Source organism: Bacillus sp. JAS24-2 (assembly GCF_008274905.1).
GTDB classification, from domain to species: Bacteria; Bacillota; Bacilli; order Bacillales; family Bacillaceae_G; genus Bacillus_A; species Bacillus_A cereus.
Window position 1 is genome coordinate 1,237,576 of the sequence record NZ_CP031068.1, and the last position, 23,037, is coordinate 1,260,612.

The window sequence follows — 23,037 nt, forward strand, 5'->3', positions numbered from 1 at the left end:
ATTACATAATAAGTAGGTGAAGGCAATGTTTCGTTATTTTAAGTTTAAGTTAAATGATACAGTACAGTTTGCCGAGAACGATGGGCATATGTATCGCATTGTCGGTTATCGGTTAGAAAAAGGATTTTATCCAAAAGATGAATGGACTCATATCATTTATGAACTACTTAGAGAATTTGACGGGTATACGATGGATGCAGAAGAGGAAGAACTTGTAAAGGTCGTTCAAGTAGAGGATGAGTATTACAAAATACAAGAAGTATCAGGTTATCGCTATCCAGTAAAAATGAAACAAAAACAACAAGTGATGAAAATAGAAAAGATGGACGATTTATTAGATGCTTACAATGATTATAAAAGGTTGGCGGATTTCTTTAAAGATTTATCGTATGAACAAAAAGCTGAAGAAGTATTATTAGAAATGAAAAGACTTAGAGCTTGAGGGGCAGTCTATTATAAGACTGTCCTCTATTTTTGACAGTGCATCAAAGTGTGTTTTCCGTTACAATGAGAGAATCAATAGAAATAAGGTGATAAACAGTATGGAAACAAAGAAAAAGGGCGAATGGTGTGAAATTATCGTTCCAGCTAAATGGAATGGTATAAGTATTGAATCGGTATTAAAAGTAGAATGGGAAATACCGAAAAAGCTATTACATCAGCTTCGTATGGAAAAAGGTGTTACGGTTAACGGGGAACAAAGAAGATGGAATGAGCTTTTAAAAGAGAACGATAAGTTACAAGTCCATATGTTTGCGGAGGAAGAGTACGGTGTAGATCCAGAATATGGTGAATTACATGTAGTATACGAAGATGATCACGTACTTATCGTAAATAAACCAGAGCAAATGGACACACACCCTGCTGAAAAAGGTGGAACCGGGACGCTTGCAAATCTTGTTGCTTTTCATTTTCAAATGCAAGGTTTAGAGACGAAGGTGCGTCATATTCATCGTTTAGATAAGGATACGACAGGTGGTGTCGTGTTTGCTAAGCATAGAATTGCTGGTGCAATTATGGATCGTCTATTAATGGAAAGAAAAATTAAAAGAACGTACGCAGCGCTCGTTGAAGGGAAAGTAAAGAAGAAACAAGGAAAGATTGATGCTGCTATCGGAAGGGACCGCCATCATGCTACAAGGCGTCGTATTTCTCCAAAAGGTGACCAAGCTATCACATATTATAAAGTAGAAAAGTATTTTAAGAAGCAAAACACGACTTTCGTAACGTTACAATTAGAAACGGGTAGAACACATCAAATTCGTGTTCATATGAGTCATAATGGTAATCCACTAGTTGGGGATGTATTATATGGTGGACAAACAAAATATATGTCCAGTCAAGCATTGCATGCGATGAAGATAAATTTCTTGCATCCAATTACGAAAGAAGCAATTGAAGTTGATGTGCCGTTTCCTACAAAGTTAAATAAAAAAATAAAAGAATTTCAAAAAGAAAATGCGTAAAGTATAAGTTTTAACTTGAAAAAAGTAGATTTTTGCAGGGATTTCTCTAAAAGAAGCGAAGCCGTTAAGAGAAAAGAGAGGTGAGAATCACTTGATCAAATATAAGTATGTACTTGGAATATTTTTCGCTTGTCTTTTACTTACTCTATTTCTCTATCCCTATTTACCAAATCGTATGGCAGTACATTGGAATGTAAATGGTGAGCCAAACGAGTTTATGAGTAAACAAGTTGTTGTAGCATTTATTCCTTGTTTTATTATTTTTTCATATGGATTTTTGTATATTATTTCACATAATATATTTAAGTTTAATGAAAGAGAGCATGGTATTATAGGCGGATTTATAAAGAAAATTACGTTATTTATGTTGTTTATTCATATGCTTATCCTCTTTATTAATTTTGGGGATTTGATATCCTTTCAAACAGGATTAACGATTGGGATTAGTATGTTTCTTTTTATGCTGAGTAAAGAATTTAAGAAAATAAAAGGCAAAGAAAAAGATCCAATTAAATTACAAAAAATTCGTTTAGTAAGTAGACGAATTTTTCAAGTGATGGCATGTGGCATATTGTTTTCATTGTTTTTGAACTTAGAGTGGGGATTTTATGTATTGCTTAGTGTAATAAGCTGTGGATCTATGTTGTTTATGTTATATATTTTCTATTCATACATAATAGAAAGCTATGAAACTTAAAAAAGAGTCTTCTCATGAGAAGACTCTTTTAATCTATTTATTTCGTAATAAATTGTTGTGTCCAGTAGTTGCCGCTTTCTACATAGCCAACACCGATGTGAGTGAAGCCGTTATTTAAGATGTTTGCACGGTGTCCAGCGCTGTTCATCCAAGCTTGTACTACTTCTTCAGGTGTACGTTGGCCTTGAGCGATGTTTTCACCTGCAGATGTATAAGAAATACCAAATTTCTTCATCATATCAAACGGAGATCCGTATGTAGGACTGTTATGATCAAAGTAGTTGTTTTTTTGCATATCTTCAGACTTAATACGTGCTACTTTACTTAATTCAGTATCGATTTTTAGTGCTGGTAAGCCTTGTTTTGCACGCTCAGCGTTTGTTAATTCAACAACACGTTGTTCGAACTCGCTTAAAGATTTTGCTTCTTCAGCAGGCTTTTGCTCAGCTGGTTTTTGTTCAGCAGGTTTTTGAGTATTGTTGTTTTCAGCAGGTTTTTGAGCTTCTGGTTTTTGAACTTCTTCAGCAGGCTTTTGCTCGGCTGGTTTTTGTTCAACTGGCTTTTGAGTTTCTGGCTTAGCTGTTGGTTGCTCAGTTACAACATTTTCAGTAGGTTGTTGACCAGGAATGAAGCAGTTTGGTTGGAAGTTTCCTTGTTGCCATTGTGCTAATGATTCAACTCCCATAGATTGTAAGAATGCTTGTAATTCTTGTTGGCTCATTTGTTTCATCATCACTTTTGAATGCTGAATATTTTGAACCTTTAAGTTAGATGGTTGTACTGTTGCAGCTTGTGCATCTAGAGAAGATACTCCTAAAGTAAGAGCTGTTGCAGCAGCTACAGATAATAAAACACGCTTTTTCATGATGTGTGTCCCCCTATATAAAGTTTTAATTTGTTTTCACACGATTTGTTTTTGACAGCCTGTCTGACTGACAAATTCATCGTAGCATACAATTTGCGAGAAAAAAGATGGAAAAAAATTCATAGACTTTAAAATTACCTAATTTATCCTAAGAGAAGGAGGGAGCAAAAATAAGAGAAATATAGAGTATAAAAGGAATTTATAGTGTTTTTATACTTGGTTTTAAGAGGGGGTTTTTGGATAAAGTTACCTAAATAGAAAATGAAGAATCCTATTGTATCAATGGTTTGAGCGATTTTTTGAGGAATATAATGGATTGATTTTTACAAAACTGTAATGTTTCTGTTGTTCTTTTTTATAATAAAGTAACATATTTTTAATGTTGTAGCAGACAAAAAAGCGGCTATCTCTTTACATAGACGAAGGAGATAGCCGTTTTCCTATTATTACGTATGTTACGAGTTATTACGAGTTAGTTTCAATTGCTTCTAATAATAAATCCACAATGTGAATTCCTCTTATCTTATGAGAAAGCCCTTCTCGCTCAATACCCAATTTCATTTGTAATAAACAACCTGGATTTGCAGTAACAATGGTTGCTGCTTCTGTTTCATGCACACGGTCCATTTTGTAATCTAGAAATTCCATTGATAACTCTGAATGAACAATATTGTAAATACCAGCAGAGCCACAGCAACGATCGGCATCTTTCATTTCTCGATATGTTGCACCTTGGATAGCCTCTAGTAACATACGAGGTTCAGAAGATGTGCGCATAACATTGCGTAAATGACAAGAGTCTTGATACGTAATAACTTGCGGCGTGAGTCGTAAGTCAGTTCGCTTATGGAAGTCTAGTTCTACTAGTATAGCAGTAATATCTTTAATCTTAGAAACAAACTGCTTAGCACGTTCAGCCCAATCCGGATCATCCTTTAAAAGATAATCATAGTCTACGAGGTAAGCTCCGCAACCACCAGCATTCGTAATAATATAGTCGATGTTTAAGTCTTCGAATGCTTTTATATTGCGCTTTGCTAATTCTTTTGCTCCACTCTTTTCACCAGCATGTCCATGCAATGCACCGCAGCAACTTTGTGTTTTCGGAATAACGATATCACAACCAGCTAATTGAAGAAGTTTCATCGTTGCGTTATTTGTTTCTAAAAACATCGTATCCATTAAGCAGCCTGTGAAGAATGCAACTTGTTTTTTCTTTGTACTTTCTGCAGGTAAAAATGAAGGACGATCTTTCATCGCTTTCATTTTAGGGACTTTTGGTAAAACGAGATCCATCGTTGCAAGTGTTTCGGGGAATAACTTCATAATCCCTGTTTTATGTGTTAGCGTTTGTAAACCAGAACGTTGATAAAATCCGATTAGTCCAGTTAATGTTCTCATTCGATTTTGATGGGGGAATAATCCTTCAAAAACGACTTTTCGAACAGCTTTCACTGGCACCGAGAATTTTTTATTTTGATTAATAATATCACGAGCTTCTTCTAATAAATGCCCATAATTTACACCAGATGGACAAACAGGCTCACAAGCACGGCAACCAAGACAAACGTTTAATGTATTCTCAACATCTTCATCTGGTTCGATTAAACCATCAACGACAGCTTTCATTAATGCGATACGTCCGCGCGGTGAATGTGACTCTTTATATCCGGATTGAATGTAGGTAGGACAAGTAGGTAAACAAAAACCGCATCGCATACAGTTTAGTAATTCATCTTCACTTAATCGTTCTTTAAATTCTTTTTGAATATTTTCTTTATTCAATGTCGTCATCGCTCAACCACCACTCTTTTTCGGGTGTCTTTCGCGAACATTTTTCCAGGATTCATAATGTTATTTGGATCGAAAGCTTGCTTTATTCCTTGCATAGCTGCAATACCTTCCTTACCTAATTTCATTTCTAAATATGGAGCTTTCATCGCACCAACACCATGTTCACCAGTAATTGTGCCACCAAGTTCAATTGCTTTCGCAAATATTTCAGCAAAAGCTTGTTCAGCTCGGTGCATTTCTTCTGCATTACGAGCGTCTGTCATACAAGTTGGATGTAAGTTACCATCACCAGCGTGTCCAAACGTACAAATAGGAATATTATATTTTTTTGCAATGGTATTAATAGCTTCAACCATTGGAGCTATTTGTGAACGTGGTACAGTTGCATCTTCTAATATTGTAGTAGGTTTTAATCGTGCGAGCGCTGATAGGGCACTACGGCGAGCGGTACGAAGCGCATCTGCTTCCGTCTCATCTTTTGCAACGCGAACATCAACTGCATTCATAGAGTGACAAACGTTAGCCATTTTTTCAATATCTCGATTGACTACTTCGGGTGGACCGTCTTGTTCGATTAATAAAATTGCTTTTACATCTGTAGGTAAACCGATTTGTGCAAACTCTTCTACTACTTCAATTGTCGGTTGGTCTAAAAACTCCAGTGTTGCTGGAATGATTTTATTTGCAATAATAGAAGAAACAGCACGTGCAGCTTCATTAATATCTTCATATAATGCAAGCATTGTTTTCTTTGTTTCAGGCATAGGAACAAGTTTTAATATGGCTTCTGTTACCACGCCAAGTGTTCCTTCAGAACCGATAAATAAACGAGTTAAATCGTAACCAGCTACATCTTTTGCTAATTTACCACCAGTGCGAATAATATCACCATTTGGTAAGACAAGTTCAAGCCCCATTACATAATCACGTGTTACGCCATATTTCAAACCGCGTAATCCACCTGAGTTTTCATTAATATTACCGCCGATTGTAGAAATTTTCATCGAGCTTGGATCTGGTGGATAAAATAAACCTTTTTCTTCTACCGCTTTAATAATATCAAGTGTAATGACACCAGCTTGTACAGTAATTGTTAAGTTTTCTTCATCAATTTCTAAAATATTGTTCATATGGCGGAAAATAAGGACGATACCGCCTTCAAGTGGACATGTTCCTGCGCAAAGATTTGTTCCAGACCCGCGCACATACACAGGAATTTTGTGAGTGTTACATACTTTTAACACTTCAGCTACTTCATTTGTATTACGAGGAGCAATGACTGCATCAGGCATTGCTTGGAAGTTTGGAGTGGCATCATAACTATAAGTTAAACGCCCCATATTGGATGTATCTACATTATCTTCGCCAACAATAGATACGAATGAATGAATAATTTGTTTTTCTAACATTGGAAATCCCCCTCAAACTGTTAACGTGTTTAGTTATAATAAACAACGTGGTAACAGTGCTTTCATTATAATGATAAAAAAGTCGAGGGATTCTTTCTATGTATAATCATCTAAAGATTAATCTGTTTTATCGTTCTTTTTTGTATGATTATCTAATAGGAGGAGTGCGAAGTATAAAACGTTTAAGTCTTTGAATTGTTTTGGATCAAGTCCTGTATGTTCTTCAATCTTTTTTAGCCTATAATGTAAGGTGTTAATGTGTATATGTAATTGTTTAGCTGTCTGTTTATAAGATTGGTTATAATCGATAAATAAGCGTAAAGTGTGCATAAGCTCAGGAGATGATAGTAAGCTTTCGATGGTACGCTCTAGAAATTGTTCACGCGTTTCGGCAGAAATATCTTGTAAACACATTTCTAAACGTAAATCTTCATTAAATACAATTTTTTTCGTTTCCAATGATACAGAAAGAGCACGTAATGCTTGTTCGTAACATATGTTCATATTGTTTGGGGTAACTGTTTGCCCAATCCCGATATATAAAGGAATAGAAAATAAAGCTTCGCAGTCTTGTTTTAACCGTTTTAAAAACTGATAAGTTTGTTCTTTGGAGCTCATCGCTGTAAATAAAATAAAACGATCATTTCCCCAGCGAACAAATAGATGCTCTTTTGTTAAAATATTTCGTACATGTTGCCATATTTTACGCTGGAGCATTGTGTCATTTTTGCCAATAGAAAACAAAACAAGTTGTTTTTTCTTATATAAATCAATGCCAAGTGTTTTGGCACGATCAAGAAAACTCGGGGACCACTCTGTATTTTGAAGCCAATCAAAGACAAAAGCTTCATAAGAACGGTGCTCAAGTTCTAATTGCTCTAAAAAGTAGTTTTCATGAATTAATAATTCGGTCATCTTACGCAATATTTCTCCGTAGCGTGAAATATTTTCAGGTTCTCCGGTAATCCCAATGACACCAATTACTTCATCATGAAATAATAGAGGAAGATTCATCCCAGCCTTTACACCTTGCAATCGCCTTTCATCTTCTTTTGTAATGATGACGGTTTTCTTTTGTTTAGCGCAGCGGAGTGCACCTTCATGAAATTGGCCAATTCTTTCTGTATCTGTACTTGCGATAATAACGCCTTCTATATTAATGATAATTATATTTTCTGTAATTAGTCTGCGTACTTCTCGTACAATTTTATTCGCTAAATCAGGAAATAGCATAATTGACACACCTCAAATTCTATTTGTTGTACATTATATATGTAAATTGAGTAAGAAAGGGGAATTTCACACTTTCCACACATTTATTTGTTATTTTACAATTATAACGAAATCATCTGAAGATGGAGGGAATCTTTTGAGAAAGTATGTTTTTCTTCTCTGTTTTTTATTTCTATTAGTAGGGTGTCAAGGAAGTTCATATACACCAATTGCTAAAGATAAAAATGTTATTATAACTACGAATATAAAAGAAGGCAGTATTAGTTTTATTGATAAAAAAGATAAAAAGTTAATTACGACATGGGAACTAAATGAGCCAATGGCCGGAATCACACTGCTTCCAAATGGCGATGAAATACTTGTATACGGTAAGCAATTAGAATATATGTATGTATATTCACTAGCGGAAGGAAGGCAAGTGGAAAAATATAAAACTGGAAAGGGCATTGTAAATGTGGTCGTATCAGCAGATAAAAAACAATTATTTGCTGCTGATCAAAATGTTCAAAAGGTAAGGTTCTTTACGATAAATGGGAAAGAGACAGGAAATGTTTCAACAGGAAAAGGACCTATAACGATGGTAGAGTATCAGAATCGGTTATCTGTACTAAACTTTTATGATACGAAACTAACGACAATTGATACGAAGAAAAAAGAAGTTGTTCAATCCTTTATGATTCCGCCAGCATCAACAGGAGCGACGATTAGTCCTGATGGGAAAGAAATATGGATTGGCGGGCATGGTGATGGAAATCAAGTGAATGAGAAAGTATTAGTGTATTCTTTACAGAGCGGTGAAATGGTACGTTCTTTACACGCTCCATTTATGCCTGTGAACATAACGAAAGATAATAAGTACGTATATGCATTAAGCCACGGTTCGAATATGCTTAGAAAATTTGATACTAGTACGTATAAAGAGGTAGCTTCCGTTGAAATAGGCTCAAATCCATTTGCATTTTTGAAAAGCGGAGCAGAAGGATATGTAGCAAGTTATGATAGTGATGAAGTGTGTGTTATGGATATGAAGAGTATGAAAATAAAACAAACAATTAAAGTCGGAAAAGGACCGTTTCAACTCATAGAGAGGGAAGGGAAGGACAATGAATAAATATAGAGTGCTAGTTGTAGATGATGAAAGTGATATGAGGCAGCTTGTTGGAATGTATTTGGATAACTTTGGATATGAGTGGGGAGAAGCTGAAAACGGAAAAGAGGCTCTTAAAAAACTAGAAACGAATCATTATGATTTCGTTGTATTAGATATAATGATGCCAGAAATGGATGGACTTTCAGTTTGTAAAGAAATTAGAAAAACGTCAGATGTGCCGATTATATTTTTAACCGCAAAAGGTGAAGAGTGGAATAGGGTGAATGGCTTACGTATGGGAGCAGATGATTATATTGTAAAACCGTTTAGTCCTGGTGAATTGGTTGCCCGTATGGAAGCTGTACTAAGAAGATATACAAAGCAAGAACAGCAAGAAGAGATTCAATTTGGACCAATTCTTATCAATGAAAAAAGCAGACGAATTGAGGCGAATGGTGAGTCGATTTCTCTTACTGTAAAAGAGTTTGATTTACTATATTTTCTTTGTCAGCATACAGGACAAGTATTTAGCCGGGAGCAATTACTTGAAAAGGTATGGGGATATGATTATGCCGGAAGTACAAGAACAGTAGATACGCACGTGAAAACGATGCGCTTGAAGCTTGGAGAAAGTGGAAACTACATTCAAACTGTTTGGGGTGTAGGCTATAAATTTGAGGTGTAACATATGTTTACGATGGTACAAAAACTTTGGCTTACAGTAGTATGTGCAGTATGTGTAACAGTGTCCTTTCTTTATTTCGTATCTTTATACTCGTATGAAAAGTTATACGTTGATAATTTAAAAACTTCGTTAGTAATGGAAGGGAAAAGTCTTGCTGCTCAATATGATAAGCGTGAAGGAATATCAACTTTTGAAGAGAAAGTAAGATCGTTTGATCAAATATCTAGTTCAGACGTTATTTTCGTATCTAATCCGCGTGATTTAAGCGCATGTTTGCCTTTTGATGTGCATCATCATTCTCTTATAAGTGAAGGAGATAGGCAAACGCTATTAGATGGGAAAACTGTGACAAAAATAGGATATGAAGAACATTTTGACCGTAATATTATGGGGGTTGTCATTCCTGTATTGGAAAATAAAAAATTAGTCGGAATTGTCTATTCGTATATTCCTTTAAAAAGTATAAAAGATTTAATCTATGATATGGGTCTTATTTTAGCACCGTTAGCAATTGCTATGATTTTAATTACGATATGGGTTGGAAGAAAAATTATAATTGCAATTACGAAGCCACTTTCGCAAATGGAGCGGGTTGCAAATCATTTGGCTACGGGAGATTTTTCGGAGCGGATTACAGTTTCTTCAGAGGATGAAATTGGACGATTAGGAAAAGCATTTAATAAAATGGCAAATTCATTAGAAACAGAAGATGTAAAGCGTAAGGAATTTTTAGCAAATGTTTCGCATGAACTTAGAACACCACTTAGTTATATAAAAGGGTATAGCGAGGCTATTTTAGATGGTGTTGCAAAGGGAGCTCAGCAGGAAAAAGTAACTCAGCTAATTCATAAAGAAGCAGGTCGTATGCAGCGTCTCGTTCATGACTTGTTAGACTTAGCACAATTAGAAGGTGAGCACTTTCCGTTAAAGAAGCAACCTATCGTTTTTTCACAGCTGATTGAAGACGTATTAGATACGTATGAGATTAAGTTTATAGAAAAGGAAATTCATATTTCAACCAATTTAAATCCAGAGGTCATTGTCATGATTGATGAGGATCGTATGCAACAAGTGCTTCATAATGTGTTAGATAATGCGATACGATATACAAATCAAAAAGGAAATATCGTTATAACTTTAGAGCAAATCGATGATTACTGTGAATTAAAAATAAAAGATACAGGAATTGGCATTGATATAGAGCATTTGGAGAATCTTGGGGAACGCTTTTACAGAGTTGATAAAGCGAGAAGTCGTCAACATGGTGGAACAGGTTTAGGCCTTGCTATTGTGAAACAAATTGTTCATATACATGGTGGACAGTGGAAAATTGAAAGTGAAAAAGATAAGGGAACAACGGTTATTATTAAACTGAATGTACAGGATGAGGGGGGCATGTTCTAATTTTTAGGGCATGTTCTTTATATTGAAGAAAATATTTATCCCGCTATTCGCCGGTCAGTAAGACCCTCACCTCAAAATTCAGCAGAAGCAAAGAAGTTAGGTGGAGGCACTGCTGCCCGTAAAAGCCCGATTGGTGAGGGCTAATAATCAGTGGGGGATGAACAAAACCCTCACTGATTAAAGTTTCACTTTATACGTAAAAATATAAATTAATATGTAATAAATATCGAAAATTTGACTATTTTATGAACAAAACATTTGTACTTCTTATCAATTCGGTCTAAAATAGTTATGATGCAAAGTTCTTATAAATCGTTTCAATTGTTGTTTGGAAGATACTGAGGTGATTTAACTGGAGTACAAATCTATTAAACCGAAAAAAATTTACGAAGAAGTATCTGAAGCTATTTTAACAATGATTAAAAATGGTACGTTAAAACCTGGTGACAAACTACTTCCTGTGCATCAATTAGCTGAGCAGTTTCAAGTTGGCAGATCTGCTGTTCGTGAAGCGCTAAGTGCGCTAAGAGCGATGGGCTTAATTGAGATGAAACAAGGAGAAGGTACATATGTGAAGAACTTCGATTCGTCTTCATTAACGAAATCATTAAACAATAGATTATTAATGAAGAAAGAAGATATTTTGAATTTATTAGAAGTACGAAAGGTGCTTGAAGTGGGGGCAGTTCGAGTAGCGGCGGCAAAACGTACGGAAGATAATTTACAAAATATGAAACATTGGTTAGATGAAATGGCAAAGAGCATTGGAGATGAAAAGGCTGGCGAAAAAGCCGATTTTCAATTTCATATGGGAATTGCAGAGTCTTCGCATAATAGCATTTTGCTTGAACTCATGAATCATGTTTCAGAGATGATTGCTGAAACGATTGGTGAATCAAGACGCATTATTTTATATGGTGAACAAACGACATCAGAACGACTTATAGAAGAGCATCAAGTTATATATGATGCGGTGTTAAAACAAGATGTAGAATTAGCGCAGCAAGCAATGCTAGATCACTTAACAAATGTAGAAAATATTGTCACAGGTAAAAACGATATAAATTCGTAATTTAATCTTTTAAAAATTTAATTTTCTGATAAAATAGAGAAAGATTAAGTAAGCGTTTTCTTTAGAAGAGGGAGAGGATAGGCCATGGTTGAGCCTATTTCTTCTCTGCTAAGTCATCTGATGACCATATATTTGTTGGTGAAGTTGTAAAAAGGGGGAGTAATAGTTATGAAAGTTACTTTATTTGTTACTTGTTTAGTCGATATGTTTGAAACAAATGTCGGCAAAGCAACGGTTGAAGTGTTGGAGCGTTTAGGTTGTGAAATTGAATTTCCAGAAGCGCAAGTTTGTTGTGGTCAGCCTGCTTATAATAGCGGCCATGTAGAAGCAGCAAAAGAAGCAATGAAACATATGATTGAAACTTTCGAAGATGCAGAATATATTGTTACGCCATCTGGTTCTTGTGCGACAATGTTTCATGAGTATCCACATGTTTTCAAAGATGATCCAAAGTGGGCTAAACGTGCACAAAAAGTTGCTGATAAAACTTATGAATTTACACAGTTTATTGTGGATGTTTTAAAGGTTACTGATGTTGGTGCAAGTTTACCAGGGGTCGCTACTATTCATAAATCATGTCATATGACACGTATGCTTGGAATAAAAGAAGCACCAGGAATTTTATTATCAAATGTAAAAGGATTAACTGTGAGAGATTTGCCAAACGTGCAAAATTGTTGCGGGTTTGGGGGAACGTTTTCAGTTAAGATGACTCCAATTTCTGAGCAAATGGTAGACGAAAAAGTAGATAGTGTAATGGAAACAGGTGCAGATTATTTAATCGGTGCAGATTGTGGGTGTTTGTTAAACATTGGCGGACGTATTGAGCGTTTAGGAAAAGAAGTAAAAGTAATGCATATTGCTGAGGTACTGAATAGTCGCTCATGAAGGGGGAACATAAGCTATGTCTATGAAAATCAGTGAGAAAAAATTTAATGATCGCGTTGGTGATGGAATTCAAGATTCGTTTATGCGCGGAGCAGTATCTTCTGCACAAACGCGTTTATATACGAATCGCTTAAAAGCCGCAGATGAACTAGGAAACTGGGAAGAGTGGCGTGAACTAGGTGAACAAATTCGTCAACATACGTTAGAAAATCTTGATTATTACTTAATGCAGTTAAGTGAAAATGTATCAAAAAGAGGCGGACACGTGTACTTTGCGAAAACGAAAGAGGAAGCAGCAAAGTATATTCAAGACGTTGCAAAAAAGAAGCAGGCAAAAAAGATAGTAAAATCAAAGTCGATGGTAACAGAAGAAATCAGTATGAACCATGCGCTTGAAGAGATTGGCTGTGAAGTGTTAGAGAGTGACTTAGGAGAATATATCTTGCAAGTAGATAACGATCCACCTTCACATATTATTGCACCTGCACTTCATAAAAATAGAACGCAAATTCGCGATGTATTTAAAGAAAAGCTAGGCTATGAAAATTCTGATGACCCGTATGAAATGACAAAGTTTGTTCGTAAACAACTTCGTGAGAAATTTATGGATGCAGAAATTGGTGTAACTGGTTGTAACTTTGCTGTTGCAAATACTGGCTCTCTTTGTTTAGTAACGAATGAAGGTAATGCAGATCTTGTTATGTCAATTCCTAAAACACAAATAGCGGTAATGGGTATGGAACGTATGGTTCCGACAATGGAAGAATTAGATGTTTTAGTTGGTTTACTATGTCGTAGTGCAGTAGGTCAAAAATTAACAAGTTATGTAACAGTAGCGGGGCCAATTCAAGAAGAAGAAGTTGATGGACCTGAAGAATTTCATTTAGTTGTTGTTGATAATGGTCGCTCTCAAATTCTTGGATCTGAATTCCGTTCAGTATTACAATGTATTCGTTGCGCTGCTTGTGTTAATGTATGTCCTGTATATCGTCACGTTGGTGGACATTCATATGGATCGATTTACTCAGGACCAATCGGTGCGGTATTAACACCGCTTCTAGGTGGATATGATGATTACAAAGAGCTTCCTTATGCATCTAGTTTATGCGGAGCATGTACAGAAGCTTGTCCAGTAAAAATTCCATTGCATGATTTATTATTAAAACATCGTCAAGTCATCGTTGAGCAAGAAGGTCGTGCACCACTTGCAGAAAAACTGGCTATGAAAATGTTTAGTATGGGTGCTTCTTCAGCTGCTTTATATAAAATGGGTTCAAAAATGGCACCAGCGGCAATGAGTCCATTTACATCTGGTAATCGTGTATCAAAAGGTGTTGGACCACTTAAAAACTGGACGGATATTCGTGAATTCCCAGCTCCAAGTAAAGAACGATTCCGTGATTGGTATAAAGATCATAAGAAAGGCGGGGATAAATAATGACAGGATTAATTCAAAACCGTGATGCCTTTCTAGATAACATTGCAAAAGAACTTGGGCGCGCGCGTAAAACAGAAGGTGTAGAGCGTCCAGTATGGAAAAGTAATGTGAATATAGAAACGTTAAAAGATTATTCACAAGAAGAATTACTAGAAGTGTTTAAAGAGCAATGTACAAACATTCATACAACTGTAGTAGAAACGACAAACGACCGTTTAGGTGAAGACCTTCAAAAAGTAATCATGGAAAACGGCGGGGGACCTATTTTATTATCAGCAGATGCGCGTTTTGATGCATATGGTTTAACATCTTTATTTAAAGAAGAACTTCCAAAACGAGATGTTGAAGTAAATGTATGGGATCCAGAGAGAAAAGACGAAAATATGCGTTTAGCTGAAAAAGCGAATATTGGTATTGCATTTAGTGATTATACATTAGCTGAATCTGGTACAATTGTTGTACAAAGTCATAAAGGTCAAGGGCGTTCTTTACACTTTTTACCGACTGTATATTTTGCTATTATTCCACGTGAAACACTTGTGCCTCGTATTACACAAGCAGTTCAGGATATGAACTCACGCGTAGAAAATGGGGAGACAGCGGCATCTTGTATTAACTTTATTACAGGGCCAAGTAACTCGGCTGACATCGAGATGAATCTTGTTGTCGGAGTACATGGACCATTAAAAGCAGTTTATTTCATCGTATAAAAGAGGGGAAAGCAGGCCAGGAAATGGCCTGCTTTTTAGTAGAATAAAGGATAATATGAAGTAGAAGTTCTCTCCTTTTTTTGCTATGTTTTTTTGGAAAGGAGAGGAAGGGATGTTCACTTATTTATATGCACTGTTAGCAGGGATGGTGTTTGGTTCTTTTTTTATGCTAGTTGCGATGAGGGTTCCATTAGGTGCTTCTATTATTACCCCGCGTTCACATTGTGATTATTGCAAATATGTGCTAAGGACAAAAGAACTAATCCCCATCATTTCATTTTATATACAAAGAGGCTGTTGTACGAATTGTAAGAGGAAAATTCCAATTATGTATGTAGCATTTGAATGTATAACAGGAGGTATATTTCTTCTTACAGTGTATATGATTGGAATAGAACGAGAGCTTATTATTATTTTATCCCGTTTTTCGCTACTTCTTATTATTTCAGTTACAGATTACTTATATATGTTAATTCCTGATTGTATTTTAATTTCGTTTGCCTTTTTACTCATTCTCGAAAGTGTTTTTGTACAATTAGTTACTTGGACAGATAGTATAGCTGGTAGTGGTGTTATATTTATTTTGTTATATTGCATGCAAAAGATATATCCAGAAGGGCTTGGCGGAGGAGATATAAAACTACTTTCGTTACTTGGATTTATAGTAGGAGTGAAAGGAGTTTTTATCGTTTTATTTTTAGCATCTTGTTTTAGTCTTTGTTTTTTCGGGATTGGTATCGGATTAAAACGTATAGAAGTACGAAAGCCAATTCCATTTGGTCCTTTTATTAGTCTCGGGGCAATATGTTATGTATTGGCCGCATATTCAAATTAGAGAGGGAATCGAAAATGAACGTATATATGGATGATCAAAGAAGTTGCCCGTTCGGGTATGTGCCCGCAACTACAGTAGAATGTGCTTTGCAAATGGTTCGGGATTATGATGTGAATATTCTTTCTCTTGATTTTAATATGGGATGGGGAGCGAAAAATGGACTAGATTTTGTAGAAGCTTTTTGTACAGAGGGGTTATATGTAAATGAAATTCACTTTCATACGAATGATGTCATCGGTATGCACAAGATGAAACAGAGAATGGATAAGGGAAAGGAAGAAGGAGAAATTACTCCTCACCTTGTTATTAAATACGTGGGAAGCTAAAAACTCCAAAGTAAAACTTTGGAGTTTTTAATGTTTCATATGGGCTTGTAAAGGAATAATCTCTTCTTGTTGAGCTGTTGCGATTTCAGTTTCTTCCTGTTGAACTTCAGGCGTTTTCTTTGTTAAGTAGTGGTATACCATACCGACAAATACTGATCCGCCAATAATGTTACCAATTGTAACAGGAATTAAGTTATGAATAGCACCTGAAAAAGAAATTGTCTCAGGATGCGGTGAAACTAAAGATAAAGCAAAGAGTGATAAGTTTGCAATACTATGTTCGTAACCAGATAAGAAGAATGTGAAAACAAGTAGCATCATGACCATTATTTTTGCTGTGTCACCTTTAACCTGAGAAGGTAAGAAGCAAGCAAGACATACGAGCCAGTTACATAAAATGGCTTTAAAGAATAACTGCATCGTAGGTGTATTCATCTTTCCTTCAACGACTTTACTCATTAAGTGACCGTGATCAATTGCTTCAAAAATTCCAGTTGCGTAAAATAGTAAGGCAAAGAATAATGCGCCGGCTAAGTTACCTGCATAACAAGCAACCCAGTTACGAAGTGTATCAGAAATCGTTGTTTCTTTTCTTAAAGTTGCGACAGTAAAGTACATTGTGTTCCCAGTAAACAATTCAGCACCGCCATATATAATAAGTACGAGAGCAATCCCGAAAAACATAGAAGCGGCTAAATAAGTTGCTGGTGAATCTGCAATGTGAAAAAAGTTACCTAATTTAAAACATAGTACAATAATAAAACCGATATAAATACCAGCAAGTGCAGCACGAATGAAATATTGCATTGGGTTTGTATCTAGTATTTTCTTTTTGCTTTTAGCCAGTTTGACAACATAATCTAGTCCTTGTTCTAGCATGAGTAATACGCTCCTTTAGTAAATCTTCTATAAATACTCCTTATATGAATAAAGTACATGGAATTGTTCTTACTTTCAATAAGTTTGTGCAATGTTTCACAAAAAGGACATACATACATTAAGAAAACGTTTACAAAAGGTAGTATAATGGAATTTTTTCTGGACATTGCGAGGAAGAAAGGAAAAAGAAAAAGCGCTGTAATTACAGCGCTTTTTCGTCTAAATTCTTTTCCACTTTTACTTCTACTTCTTTTGAGAAGAACCAACCACCAACTGCGATTCCGACTAATACAATCCAGAATGTAAGCTTCCACGGAGTGGATTCTGGGAATGAATGTGGAATTACATTTAATGCAGGATGTGCTAATGTATAAACTGCTAGCTTCACACCAACCCAACCTACAATTAAGAATGCTGCAGTTTCAAGCCCTGGTTTACGTTTTAAGATTTGTACGAAAGCAGTTGCTGCAAATCGCATAATGATTAATCCGATAAGTCCACCTACAAAGATAACAACGAATTGCCCAGTATCAAGACTACCAATTGTACCTAGTCCTGTTTTTGGTAAAGTCATTGCTAGTGCAACAGCAGCTAAAATTGAATCAACTGCGAAGGCGATATCAGCAACCTCAACTTTAAATACAGTCCACCAAAAGTTCTCTTGTTTTTTCTTTGCTTCTTTTTCTTCTGTTTCTTCATCTGTATTCTTTTTAACATATGTTTTAAATAAGTGATTACCAGCGATAAACATAAGGTAGATGGCACCGATTGCTTGCACTTGCCATACATCGACTAAGAACGAAATCATAAATAACGATCCAAATCGGAAAACGAATGCCCCCGCTAATCCGTAAAATAGTGCTTTCTTTCGTTTTTCTTCTGGTAAATGTTTTACCATAATTGCAAGAACAAGAGCGTTATCAGCCGCTAAAATCCCTTCAAGTGCAATTAGGATGAGTAATACCCAACCATACTCCAATAATAATGATACATCCATGTACATTCTCCTCTCATCTCTATAACTTCTAAATAAGTGAAGAATTTCCCCACTATTTAGTTTCCCCATACTCCTGCCTATTAACTTTGGAAGAATCTGGAAAAGAATGCAAAAAAGACCTCTGCCGTTAATAGGCAAAGGTCTTGCTAGACATATGTAATAAAAATGCCAACAAAGCCGGAAGAACTAAGTTCTACGTAATGACGACTTTGTTTCCAAGATATATTCTTGGACGCTACTCCCCTTTGGAGATATGTTATTATATTCTCATTATATGGATAATTTATACGGTTGTCAACCTGTTAAAATATCTTCATTCGGATATTTTATTTTTCGGTTCTTTTTACGAGCAAATGAAAATGCCAATGTTAAAGGACCCATTTTCCCAAAAAACATCATAAAAATAATAATCGCTTTTCCAATTATAGTTAAGTGGGGTGTTAAGTTCATACTGAGGCCAACAGTCCCAAATGCTGAAAATACTTCGAAAGCACTCATCAATAGAGGAACTCGTTCAGTAATACTTAAAATTAAAATAGCAAAAAAGATAAATGAAATAGAAATAATAGTAATGGTTAATGATTTGACAATGAGAGTATCTTTAATGGATTTTTTAAATACGACAATATCTTCTTGTTGTTGTAAAAATTTAAATACACCAAAAAATATGATTAAAAATGTTGTTAACTTAATCCCCCCACCCGTTGAAGCACTACCAGCACCAATAAACATAAGTAGCATCATTAATAGCAGGGAAGGTTTTGACAATGTAGAAATATCAACTGTATTAAACCCGGCAGTTCGCGTTGAAATTGCTTGGAAATAAGAGGCCATTCCTTCTTCAAATGGGGTAAAACCTCTCATAGAAAGAGAGTTATGGAACTCGAATATAAAAATAAAAAGGGTAGCAATAATGTTGATGATTAGAGTAGAAGAGAGCATAAGTTTTGAATGTAGTGTAAGGTTTTTAAAGTTTTTCTTTCTTTTTATGTCTACGATCACTGTAAAACCAATTCCACCTAAAATGATGAGAGAGGAAATGACGAAATTGACAATAATACTATGAGAATGGGACATTAAATTATCGCTCCACACAGAAAAACCAGCATTGTTAAAGGCTGAGATTGAATGGAAAAAACTATAATAGATCCCTTTGGTAACCCCGTATTTTGGTACCCACTCAAAAGAAAGAATTAAAGTAGCGATACATTCGACTGTAAAAGAGAATAAAAATAATGCTTTGGCAAGACGGATGACGCCGCCTATATTTGTTTGATTTAATGCTTGTTGTAATAAAATACGGTTTTGAAGACCGATTTTTCTGCCGAGCATAATCGCAATTAAGACAGCAAAGCTCATAATACCAAGTCCGCCAACTTGTATAAGCGTTAAAATGACACATTGTCCAAACAAAGTAAATACTTTTCCAGTGTCCACAACACCAAGCCCTGTAACCGTACAGGCAGAAACTGTTGTAAATAAAGCATCGAGCCATGAAATAGACGTTGTTGTAGCGATTGGAAGCTTTAATAAGCATGTACCTATAATTGATAACATGATAAAAGACAAAGTAAGAACGCGGGGAGGACTCATACGAATGTTAATCCGTTTCATGTTATATATCGTTCCTTTCTGTTTGCTCTTACTAGTATGTGAAAAAGTCCGATTATGTATGTGAAAAATAGAAAGAGGCAGAGAATATCTGCCTCTAAGCCATATGTTATATTATTATCCGCGTAATTGTTGTTGAGCTAAAGAAACAAGACGTTTTGTTACTTCACCGCCAACTGATCCGTTAGAACGAGATGCTGTATTAGACCCTAAGCTTACGCCGAATTCTTGTGCAATTTCATATTTAAATTGATCAAGTGCTTGTTCAGCACCTGGAACTAGTAATTTGTTTGTTTTTGCCATGAAGATACACATCCTTATGAGTAATCCAGTCCAGATAAGTACTTATCTGAATTGGTACTGTTATTTTATGTGGAACCGGCGTGCTCATACGCGGAAGTAATCGGTGTGATTAGAAGTTATTGGATAGAAAAAAGAGTAGCAAATTTGCTACTCTTTTTTTAGTATTGTCGCTGTACCTTCCACGACAATATCATCCGATTGATTATATATATTTGTTTGCAACGTAATGATTTTTTTATCGTCACGCTTCTTAATAACCTCTGCCACAACGCGAAGTGTATCACCGATTTTGACAGGGGCACGGAATGAAACATTTTGGGATAAATAAATTGTATTTTTGCCTGGGAGTTTCGTTCCAAGGATGGTAGAAATAAAACTCGAAACGAGCATACCATGGGCAATACGTTCTTTAAACATTGTCGTTTTCGCAAAAGAATCTAAAATGTGAATAGGATTCACATCTCCAGTCAATTTTGCAAAATTGATAACATCTTCATCTGTAATTGTTTTTGTAAGGGATGCTTGATCACCGACTTGAATCTCATCATAGCGAAGCTCCGGAACAGTTTGTGCTTCTTGAAATGGATTCATTTTGTCCTCCTTCTTTTCCATATCGAAAAATGTTAGCCATCTTGATGTAGTAGGAGGAAGAAAGAGTTTTGTTTGTGCTGCGGTTAGCTCCCACATTTTTCTTACTTGATGGAAGTAAATAGATTTTTTGAGTTTTCCTCGAACTTTTTTGCGAGTTCCAACTGTTTTGACTTGAACTCTTCCAAAAAACCCTCTAACTGTTTTTGAGCCTCTTCACGTTGTAATTGTTGTTGCTCAATAAATTGTTTTGTTGTTTCTTCAAATTGACCGCTTGTTTGTGTAAGAATTGACAAAGAAGTTTTTGTAGGAGAAACGGTAAGCTGATGCATATGAGCAGAAAGTTCCTTCCATTTGTCTTGCCACTCGTTAATTTGATCATTTAAGGAGTTTCCAGTTAATTGTTTCACGTAATCTGTATATTGGTTATTGAACTGAGCAGTGAGTTGTTGTAGTTCTTTTTCTAGTTCATCTACTCCTGATGTTAACTTATGCAAAGCGTCTTGTTGTTGTTTTAATGTTTCTAAAGTAAGTTGCTCTAACTGTTTCCCAGCTGAAGAGAAAAGGGAAAGTGATTGAGACCAGTTTTTCCAAAATGCATCGACTAATTCGTATGGTTTAGTTTCCATTGTTTGACCCCCAAATGTTTTTTTGCATATTGTGAACGCAGATTACTCTGCTGTACCACCAGGTGAAGATGAAGAATCCTTTTCATCCTTTTCTGGAGAAGTAGAAAATGGAAAGAATGCATTGGTGTATAACGTGAAAAACGTTCGCAACATATTTTGATAATGTTCAAAAGAAGTCGCACATGTTGTTAAATATTGCTCTCCATATTCAGTTAAAGAATAAATTCTTTTTGCTGGCCCTCCATCGCTTGTATCCCAAGTAGAAGAAATAAGGTTTTCTTTTTCTAACTTGCGTAGTGTTCTATAAACATTACCTTGGTCAACAGAAGAAAAGCCGATATCCATTAGCATTTGAATAAGTTTGTAACCATGAAGACTCCAGTCTTTTAGACAGAGAAGTAAGAAGGGAACTAAGAAGTTTTTTGGCATGGAGTTTGGTTGTTTCGCTTGGTTGCTCTCCAAACTTTCGCGTTGTTCTGGTTCATTTTGTAGCATGATTGTGCATCACCTCATGAATCAGTTAGATGGAATTTTTTGCTTATAAGTGCAATTTACACCTATCTGTTTTTAAAGTCAACACATTTGTTAGAAAATAGAAAAAAATAAAATATAGACTTGAAGTTTTATTCAGAATATTAGAAAATAGTGAATAGGTTGAATTGTTTCAAAAACGAAAAAAGGAGTGTAGGTAAAGTGATTGATCAAAAATTCGATCCACTACAAGCATGGAAAAATGCTTATGAACAAACCGAAACATTTTGGGGAAAAGCGCTCAATGAAACAATTAAAACAGAAGAATATTCTGCTTGGATGGGCAGCGTTCTAGATTTGAATTTGTTTTATCAAAAAGCATTAAATGATACGACAAAAAACTATTTAGAACAAGTAAATGTGCCGACGAAAGAGGATATCGCAAGAGTGGCTACGCTTGTTATTAACTTAGAAAATAAAGTAGATAACATTGAGGAGTTTCTAGAGGAGAAAGTAGATTCTTTAGGACAAGCTCCTACATTAAAGCGTGATGTGACGAAAGTAAAACAAGATATTCGTACGCTTGAAACAAAAGTAGATCAAATTTTAGAATTGCTAGAAAAGCAAAATGCAGTACTAGCTAGACTACAAGTACCTGTAAAAGAAGAGGTAAAGCCTGCGAATAAACCAGAAAATAAAAAATGATAAAAGCGCTTGTTTATAACATGTAAAAGAGAGAGGGAGAATCTCTTTTCGTGTATAAACAGCGAAACATAATTATATATGGACTCTATAGTATGAGTACCAAAATGATTCATAACAATCGTTCACAAATGCATTTAAGGGGGAAAAGAAATGGTTCAATTAAATGGAAAAGTAGCAATTGTAACAGGTGGAGCAAAAGGAATTGGAAAAGCAATTACAGTAGCATTAGCACAAGAGGGAGCGAAAGTAGTTATTAACTATAATAGCAGTAAAGAAGCAGCTGAAAATTTAGTAAATGAATTAGGAAAAGACGGACATGACGTTTATGCAGTGCAAGCGGATGTTTCTAAAGTAGAAGATGCAAACCGACTTGTAGAAGAATCTGTGAATCATTTTGGTAAAGTTGATATTCTTGTTAATAATGCTGGTATTACAAGAGATCGTACATTCAAAAAGTTAAATCGTGAAGATTGGGAGCGCGTAATTGACGTGAATTTAAGTAGCGTATTTAATACGACAAGCGCTGTTCTTCCATACATAACAGAAGCGGAAGAAGGAAGAATTATTAGCATTTCTTCTATTATTGGTCAAGCAGGTGGATTTGGCCAAACAAACTACTCAGCAGCAAAAGCAGGTATGTTAGGATTTACAAAATCATTAGCGTTAGAACTTGCAAAAACAAATGTCACTGTAAACGCTATTTGCCCAGGATTTATTGATACTGAAATGGTAGCAGAAGTACCAGAAGAAGTACGTCAAAAAATCGTTGCAAAAATCCCGAAAAAACGTTTTGGTCAAGCCGATGAAATTGCAAAAGGTGTAGTATACCTATGCCGTGACGGTGCGTATATCACAGGTCAACAATTAAACATTAACGGCGGATTATATATGTAATGAAGTAAGAAAAAAGTGCATATCCATAGCAGGAATGCACTTCTTTTT

25 protein-coding genes and 1 riboswitch are annotated in these 23,037 nt (G+C 35.5%); of the genes, 14 read left to right on the forward strand and 11 right to left on the reverse strand.

Annotated elements, in window-relative coordinates:
* The first annotated feature begins 25 nt into the window (after nt 1–25).
* The 3 genes from DN407_RS06405 to DN407_RS06415 all read left to right on the forward strand — a co-directional run bounded on the left by DN407_RS06405 (nt 26) and on the right by DN407_RS06415 (nt 2,163).
* Nucleotides 26–442 (forward strand): hypothetical protein, encoded by a 417-nt coding sequence (locus tag DN407_RS06405; protein WP_000490301.1) that lies wholly within the window; start codon nt 26–28, stop codon nt 440–442.
* Between the two features lie 100 nt (nt 443–542).
* On the forward strand, nt 543–1,466 hold the full coding sequence (locus DN407_RS06410) for an RluA family pseudouridine synthase (protein WP_000448320.1): 924 nt from the start codon (nt 543–545) through the stop codon (nt 1,464–1,466).
* Between the two features lie 91 nt (nt 1,467–1,557).
* A complete protein-coding gene (locus DN407_RS06415; RefSeq protein WP_000598995.1) occupies nt 1,558–2,163 on the forward strand; it encodes a DUF1648 domain-containing protein in 606 nt (201 codons plus the stop codon).
* A gap of 37 nt (nt 2,164–2,200) precedes the next feature.
* On the opposite strand, the gene DN407_RS06420 is transcribed toward DN407_RS06415, so the two are convergent.
* From DN407_RS06420 to DN407_RS06435, 4 genes are all read right to left on the reverse strand, one after another.
* Nucleotides 2,201–3,028 carry a CAP domain-containing protein gene (locus tag DN407_RS06420; protein ID WP_000747588.1) on the reverse strand — a complete coding sequence of 276 codons (828 nt, stop codon included), beginning with the start codon at nt 3,026–3,028 and terminating at the stop codon, nt 2,201–2,203.
* 465 nt (nt 3,029–3,493) lie between these two features.
* Nucleotides 3,494–4,822: a (Fe-S)-binding protein gene (locus tag DN407_RS06425; protein ID WP_000209648.1), complete on the reverse strand. Its 1,329-nt coding sequence runs from the start codon at nt 4,820–4,822 to the stop codon at nt 3,494–3,496.
* Nucleotides 4,819–6,231, reverse strand: coding sequence for a glycolate oxidase subunit GlcD (gene glcD / locus DN407_RS06430; protein WP_000890754.1), 1,413 nt, complete (start codon nt 6,229–6,231; stop codon nt 4,819–4,821). Before glcD ends, DN407_RS06425 begins: the two co-directional genes overlap by 4 nt.
* Before the next feature lie 117 nt (nt 6,232–6,348).
* A complete protein-coding gene (locus tag DN407_RS06435; RefSeq protein ID WP_001999325.1) occupies nt 6,349–7,473 on the reverse strand; it encodes a CdaR family transcriptional regulator in 1,125 nt (374 codons plus the stop codon).
* A gap of 127 nt (nt 7,474–7,600) precedes the next feature.
* Between DN407_RS06435 and DN407_RS06440 the strand changes: the two genes are divergently transcribed.
* The 9 genes from DN407_RS06440 to DN407_RS06480 all read left to right on the forward strand — a co-directional run bounded on the left by DN407_RS06440 (nt 7,601) and on the right by DN407_RS06480 (nt 15,912).
* Nucleotides 7,601–8,575 carry a YncE family protein gene (locus tag DN407_RS06440; RefSeq protein ID WP_001234147.1) on the forward strand — a complete coding sequence of 325 codons (975 nt, stop codon included), beginning with the start codon at nt 7,601–7,603 and terminating at the stop codon, nt 8,573–8,575.
* Nucleotides 8,568–9,239 carry a response regulator transcription factor gene (locus tag DN407_RS06445; RefSeq protein ID WP_001046405.1) on the forward strand — a complete coding sequence of 224 codons (672 nt, stop codon included), beginning with the start codon at nt 8,568–8,570 and terminating at the stop codon, nt 9,237–9,239. The genes DN407_RS06440 and DN407_RS06445 overlap by 8 nt, the downstream gene beginning before the upstream one ends.
* 3 nt (nt 9,240–9,242) lie before the next feature.
* Nucleotides 9,243–10,643 (forward strand): sensor histidine kinase, encoded by a 1,401-nt coding sequence (locus DN407_RS06450; RefSeq protein WP_000494818.1) that lies wholly within the window; start codon nt 9,243–9,245, stop codon nt 10,641–10,643.
* A 382-nt stretch (nt 10,644–11,025) separates the two neighbouring features.
* Nucleotides 11,026–11,715 carry a FadR/GntR family transcriptional regulator gene (locus DN407_RS06455; protein ID WP_254905699.1) on the forward strand — a complete coding sequence of 230 codons (690 nt, stop codon included), beginning with the start codon at nt 11,026–11,028 and terminating at the stop codon, nt 11,713–11,715.
* A 168-nt stretch (nt 11,716–11,883) separates the two neighbouring features.
* Nucleotides 11,884–12,603 (forward strand): (Fe-S)-binding protein, encoded by a 720-nt coding sequence (locus tag DN407_RS06460; RefSeq protein WP_000869150.1) that lies wholly within the window; start codon nt 11,884–11,886, stop codon nt 12,601–12,603.
* 16 nt (nt 12,604–12,619) lie between these two features.
* A complete protein-coding gene (locus DN407_RS06465) occupies nt 12,620–14,041 on the forward strand; it encodes a LutB/LldF family L-lactate oxidation iron-sulfur protein (protein WP_000061922.1) in 1,422 nt (473 codons plus the stop codon).
* The gene (locus DN407_RS06470) at nt 14,041–14,751 is read left to right on the forward strand and encodes a LutC/YkgG family protein (protein ID WP_000147183.1); all 711 of its coding nucleotides are present in this window, start codon (nt 14,041–14,043) and stop codon (nt 14,749–14,751) included. The genes DN407_RS06465 and DN407_RS06470 overlap by 1 nt, the downstream gene beginning before the upstream one ends.
* Nucleotides 14,752–14,863: 112 nt before the next feature.
* Nucleotides 14,864–15,586 (forward strand): prepilin peptidase, encoded by a 723-nt coding sequence (locus tag DN407_RS06475; RefSeq protein WP_149216123.1) that lies wholly within the window; start codon nt 14,864–14,866, stop codon nt 15,584–15,586.
* A 14-nt stretch (nt 15,587–15,600) separates the two neighbouring features.
* On the forward strand, nt 15,601–15,912 hold the full coding sequence (locus DN407_RS06480) for a cyclic-phosphate processing receiver domain-containing protein (protein WP_001103760.1): 312 nt from the start codon (nt 15,601–15,603) through the stop codon (nt 15,910–15,912).
* A 27-nt stretch (nt 15,913–15,939) separates the two neighbouring features.
* Here the strand turns inward: DN407_RS06480 and DN407_RS06485 are convergent, their stop codons facing one another.
* From DN407_RS06485 to phaQ, 7 genes are all read right to left on the reverse strand, one after another.
* Nucleotides 15,940–16,791: a formate/nitrite transporter family protein gene (locus tag DN407_RS06485; protein ID WP_000893027.1), complete on the reverse strand. Its 852-nt coding sequence runs from the start codon at nt 16,789–16,791 to the stop codon at nt 15,940–15,942.
* A gap of 202 nt (nt 16,792–16,993) precedes the next feature.
* Entirely contained in the window at nt 16,994–17,788 is a 795-nt protein-coding gene (locus DN407_RS06490; RefSeq protein ID WP_000383326.1) for a TerC family protein, read from the reverse strand.
* Nucleotides 17,789–17,870: 82 nt separating this feature from the next.
* A riboswitch (yybP-ykoY riboswitch) is annotated at nt 17,871–18,044 on the reverse strand.
* Between the two features lie 38 nt (nt 18,045–18,082).
* The gene (locus tag DN407_RS06495; RefSeq protein WP_097997935.1) at nt 18,083–19,402 is read right to left on the reverse strand and encodes a TrkH family potassium uptake protein; all 1,320 of its coding nucleotides are present in this window, start codon (nt 19,400–19,402) and stop codon (nt 18,083–18,085) included.
* A gap of 114 nt (nt 19,403–19,516) precedes the next feature.
* Nucleotides 19,517–19,702: an alpha/beta-type small acid-soluble spore protein gene (locus DN407_RS06500; protein WP_001140707.1), complete on the reverse strand. Its 186-nt coding sequence runs from the start codon at nt 19,700–19,702 to the stop codon at nt 19,517–19,519.
* Nucleotides 19,703–19,849: 147 nt separating this feature from the next.
* The gene (locus DN407_RS06505) at nt 19,850–20,293 is read right to left on the reverse strand and encodes a MaoC family dehydratase (protein ID WP_001067916.1); all 444 of its coding nucleotides are present in this window, start codon (nt 20,291–20,293) and stop codon (nt 19,850–19,852) included.
* Nucleotides 20,294–20,394: 101 nt separating this feature from the next.
* On the reverse strand, nt 20,395–20,919 hold the full coding sequence (gene phaP / locus DN407_RS06510; protein WP_000448594.1) for a polyhydroxyalkanoic acid inclusion protein PhaP: 525 nt from the start codon (nt 20,917–20,919) through the stop codon (nt 20,395–20,397).
* 42 nt (nt 20,920–20,961) lie between these two features.
* Nucleotides 20,962–21,414, reverse strand: a complete 453-nt coding sequence (phaQ, locus tag DN407_RS06515; protein WP_000939955.1) for a poly-beta-hydroxybutyrate-responsive repressor — start codon at nt 21,412–21,414, stop codon at nt 20,962–20,964.
* A 198-nt stretch (nt 21,415–21,612) separates the two neighbouring features.
* Here phaQ and phaR point away from each other — a divergent pair, with 198 nt between their 5' ends.
* Both phaR and DN407_RS06525 read left to right on the forward strand, forming a co-directional pair.
* Nucleotides 21,613–22,095 (forward strand): polyhydroxyalkanoic acid synthase subunit PhaR, encoded by a 483-nt coding sequence (phaR, locus tag DN407_RS06520; RefSeq protein WP_149216124.1) that lies wholly within the window; start codon nt 21,613–21,615, stop codon nt 22,093–22,095.
* A gap of 150 nt (nt 22,096–22,245) precedes the next feature.
* Nucleotides 22,246–22,989 carry an acetoacetyl-CoA reductase gene (locus tag DN407_RS06525; RefSeq protein ID WP_097796514.1) on the forward strand — a complete coding sequence of 248 codons (744 nt, stop codon included), beginning with the start codon at nt 22,246–22,248 and terminating at the stop codon, nt 22,987–22,989.
* Nucleotides 22,990–23,037 lie beyond the last annotated feature (48 nt).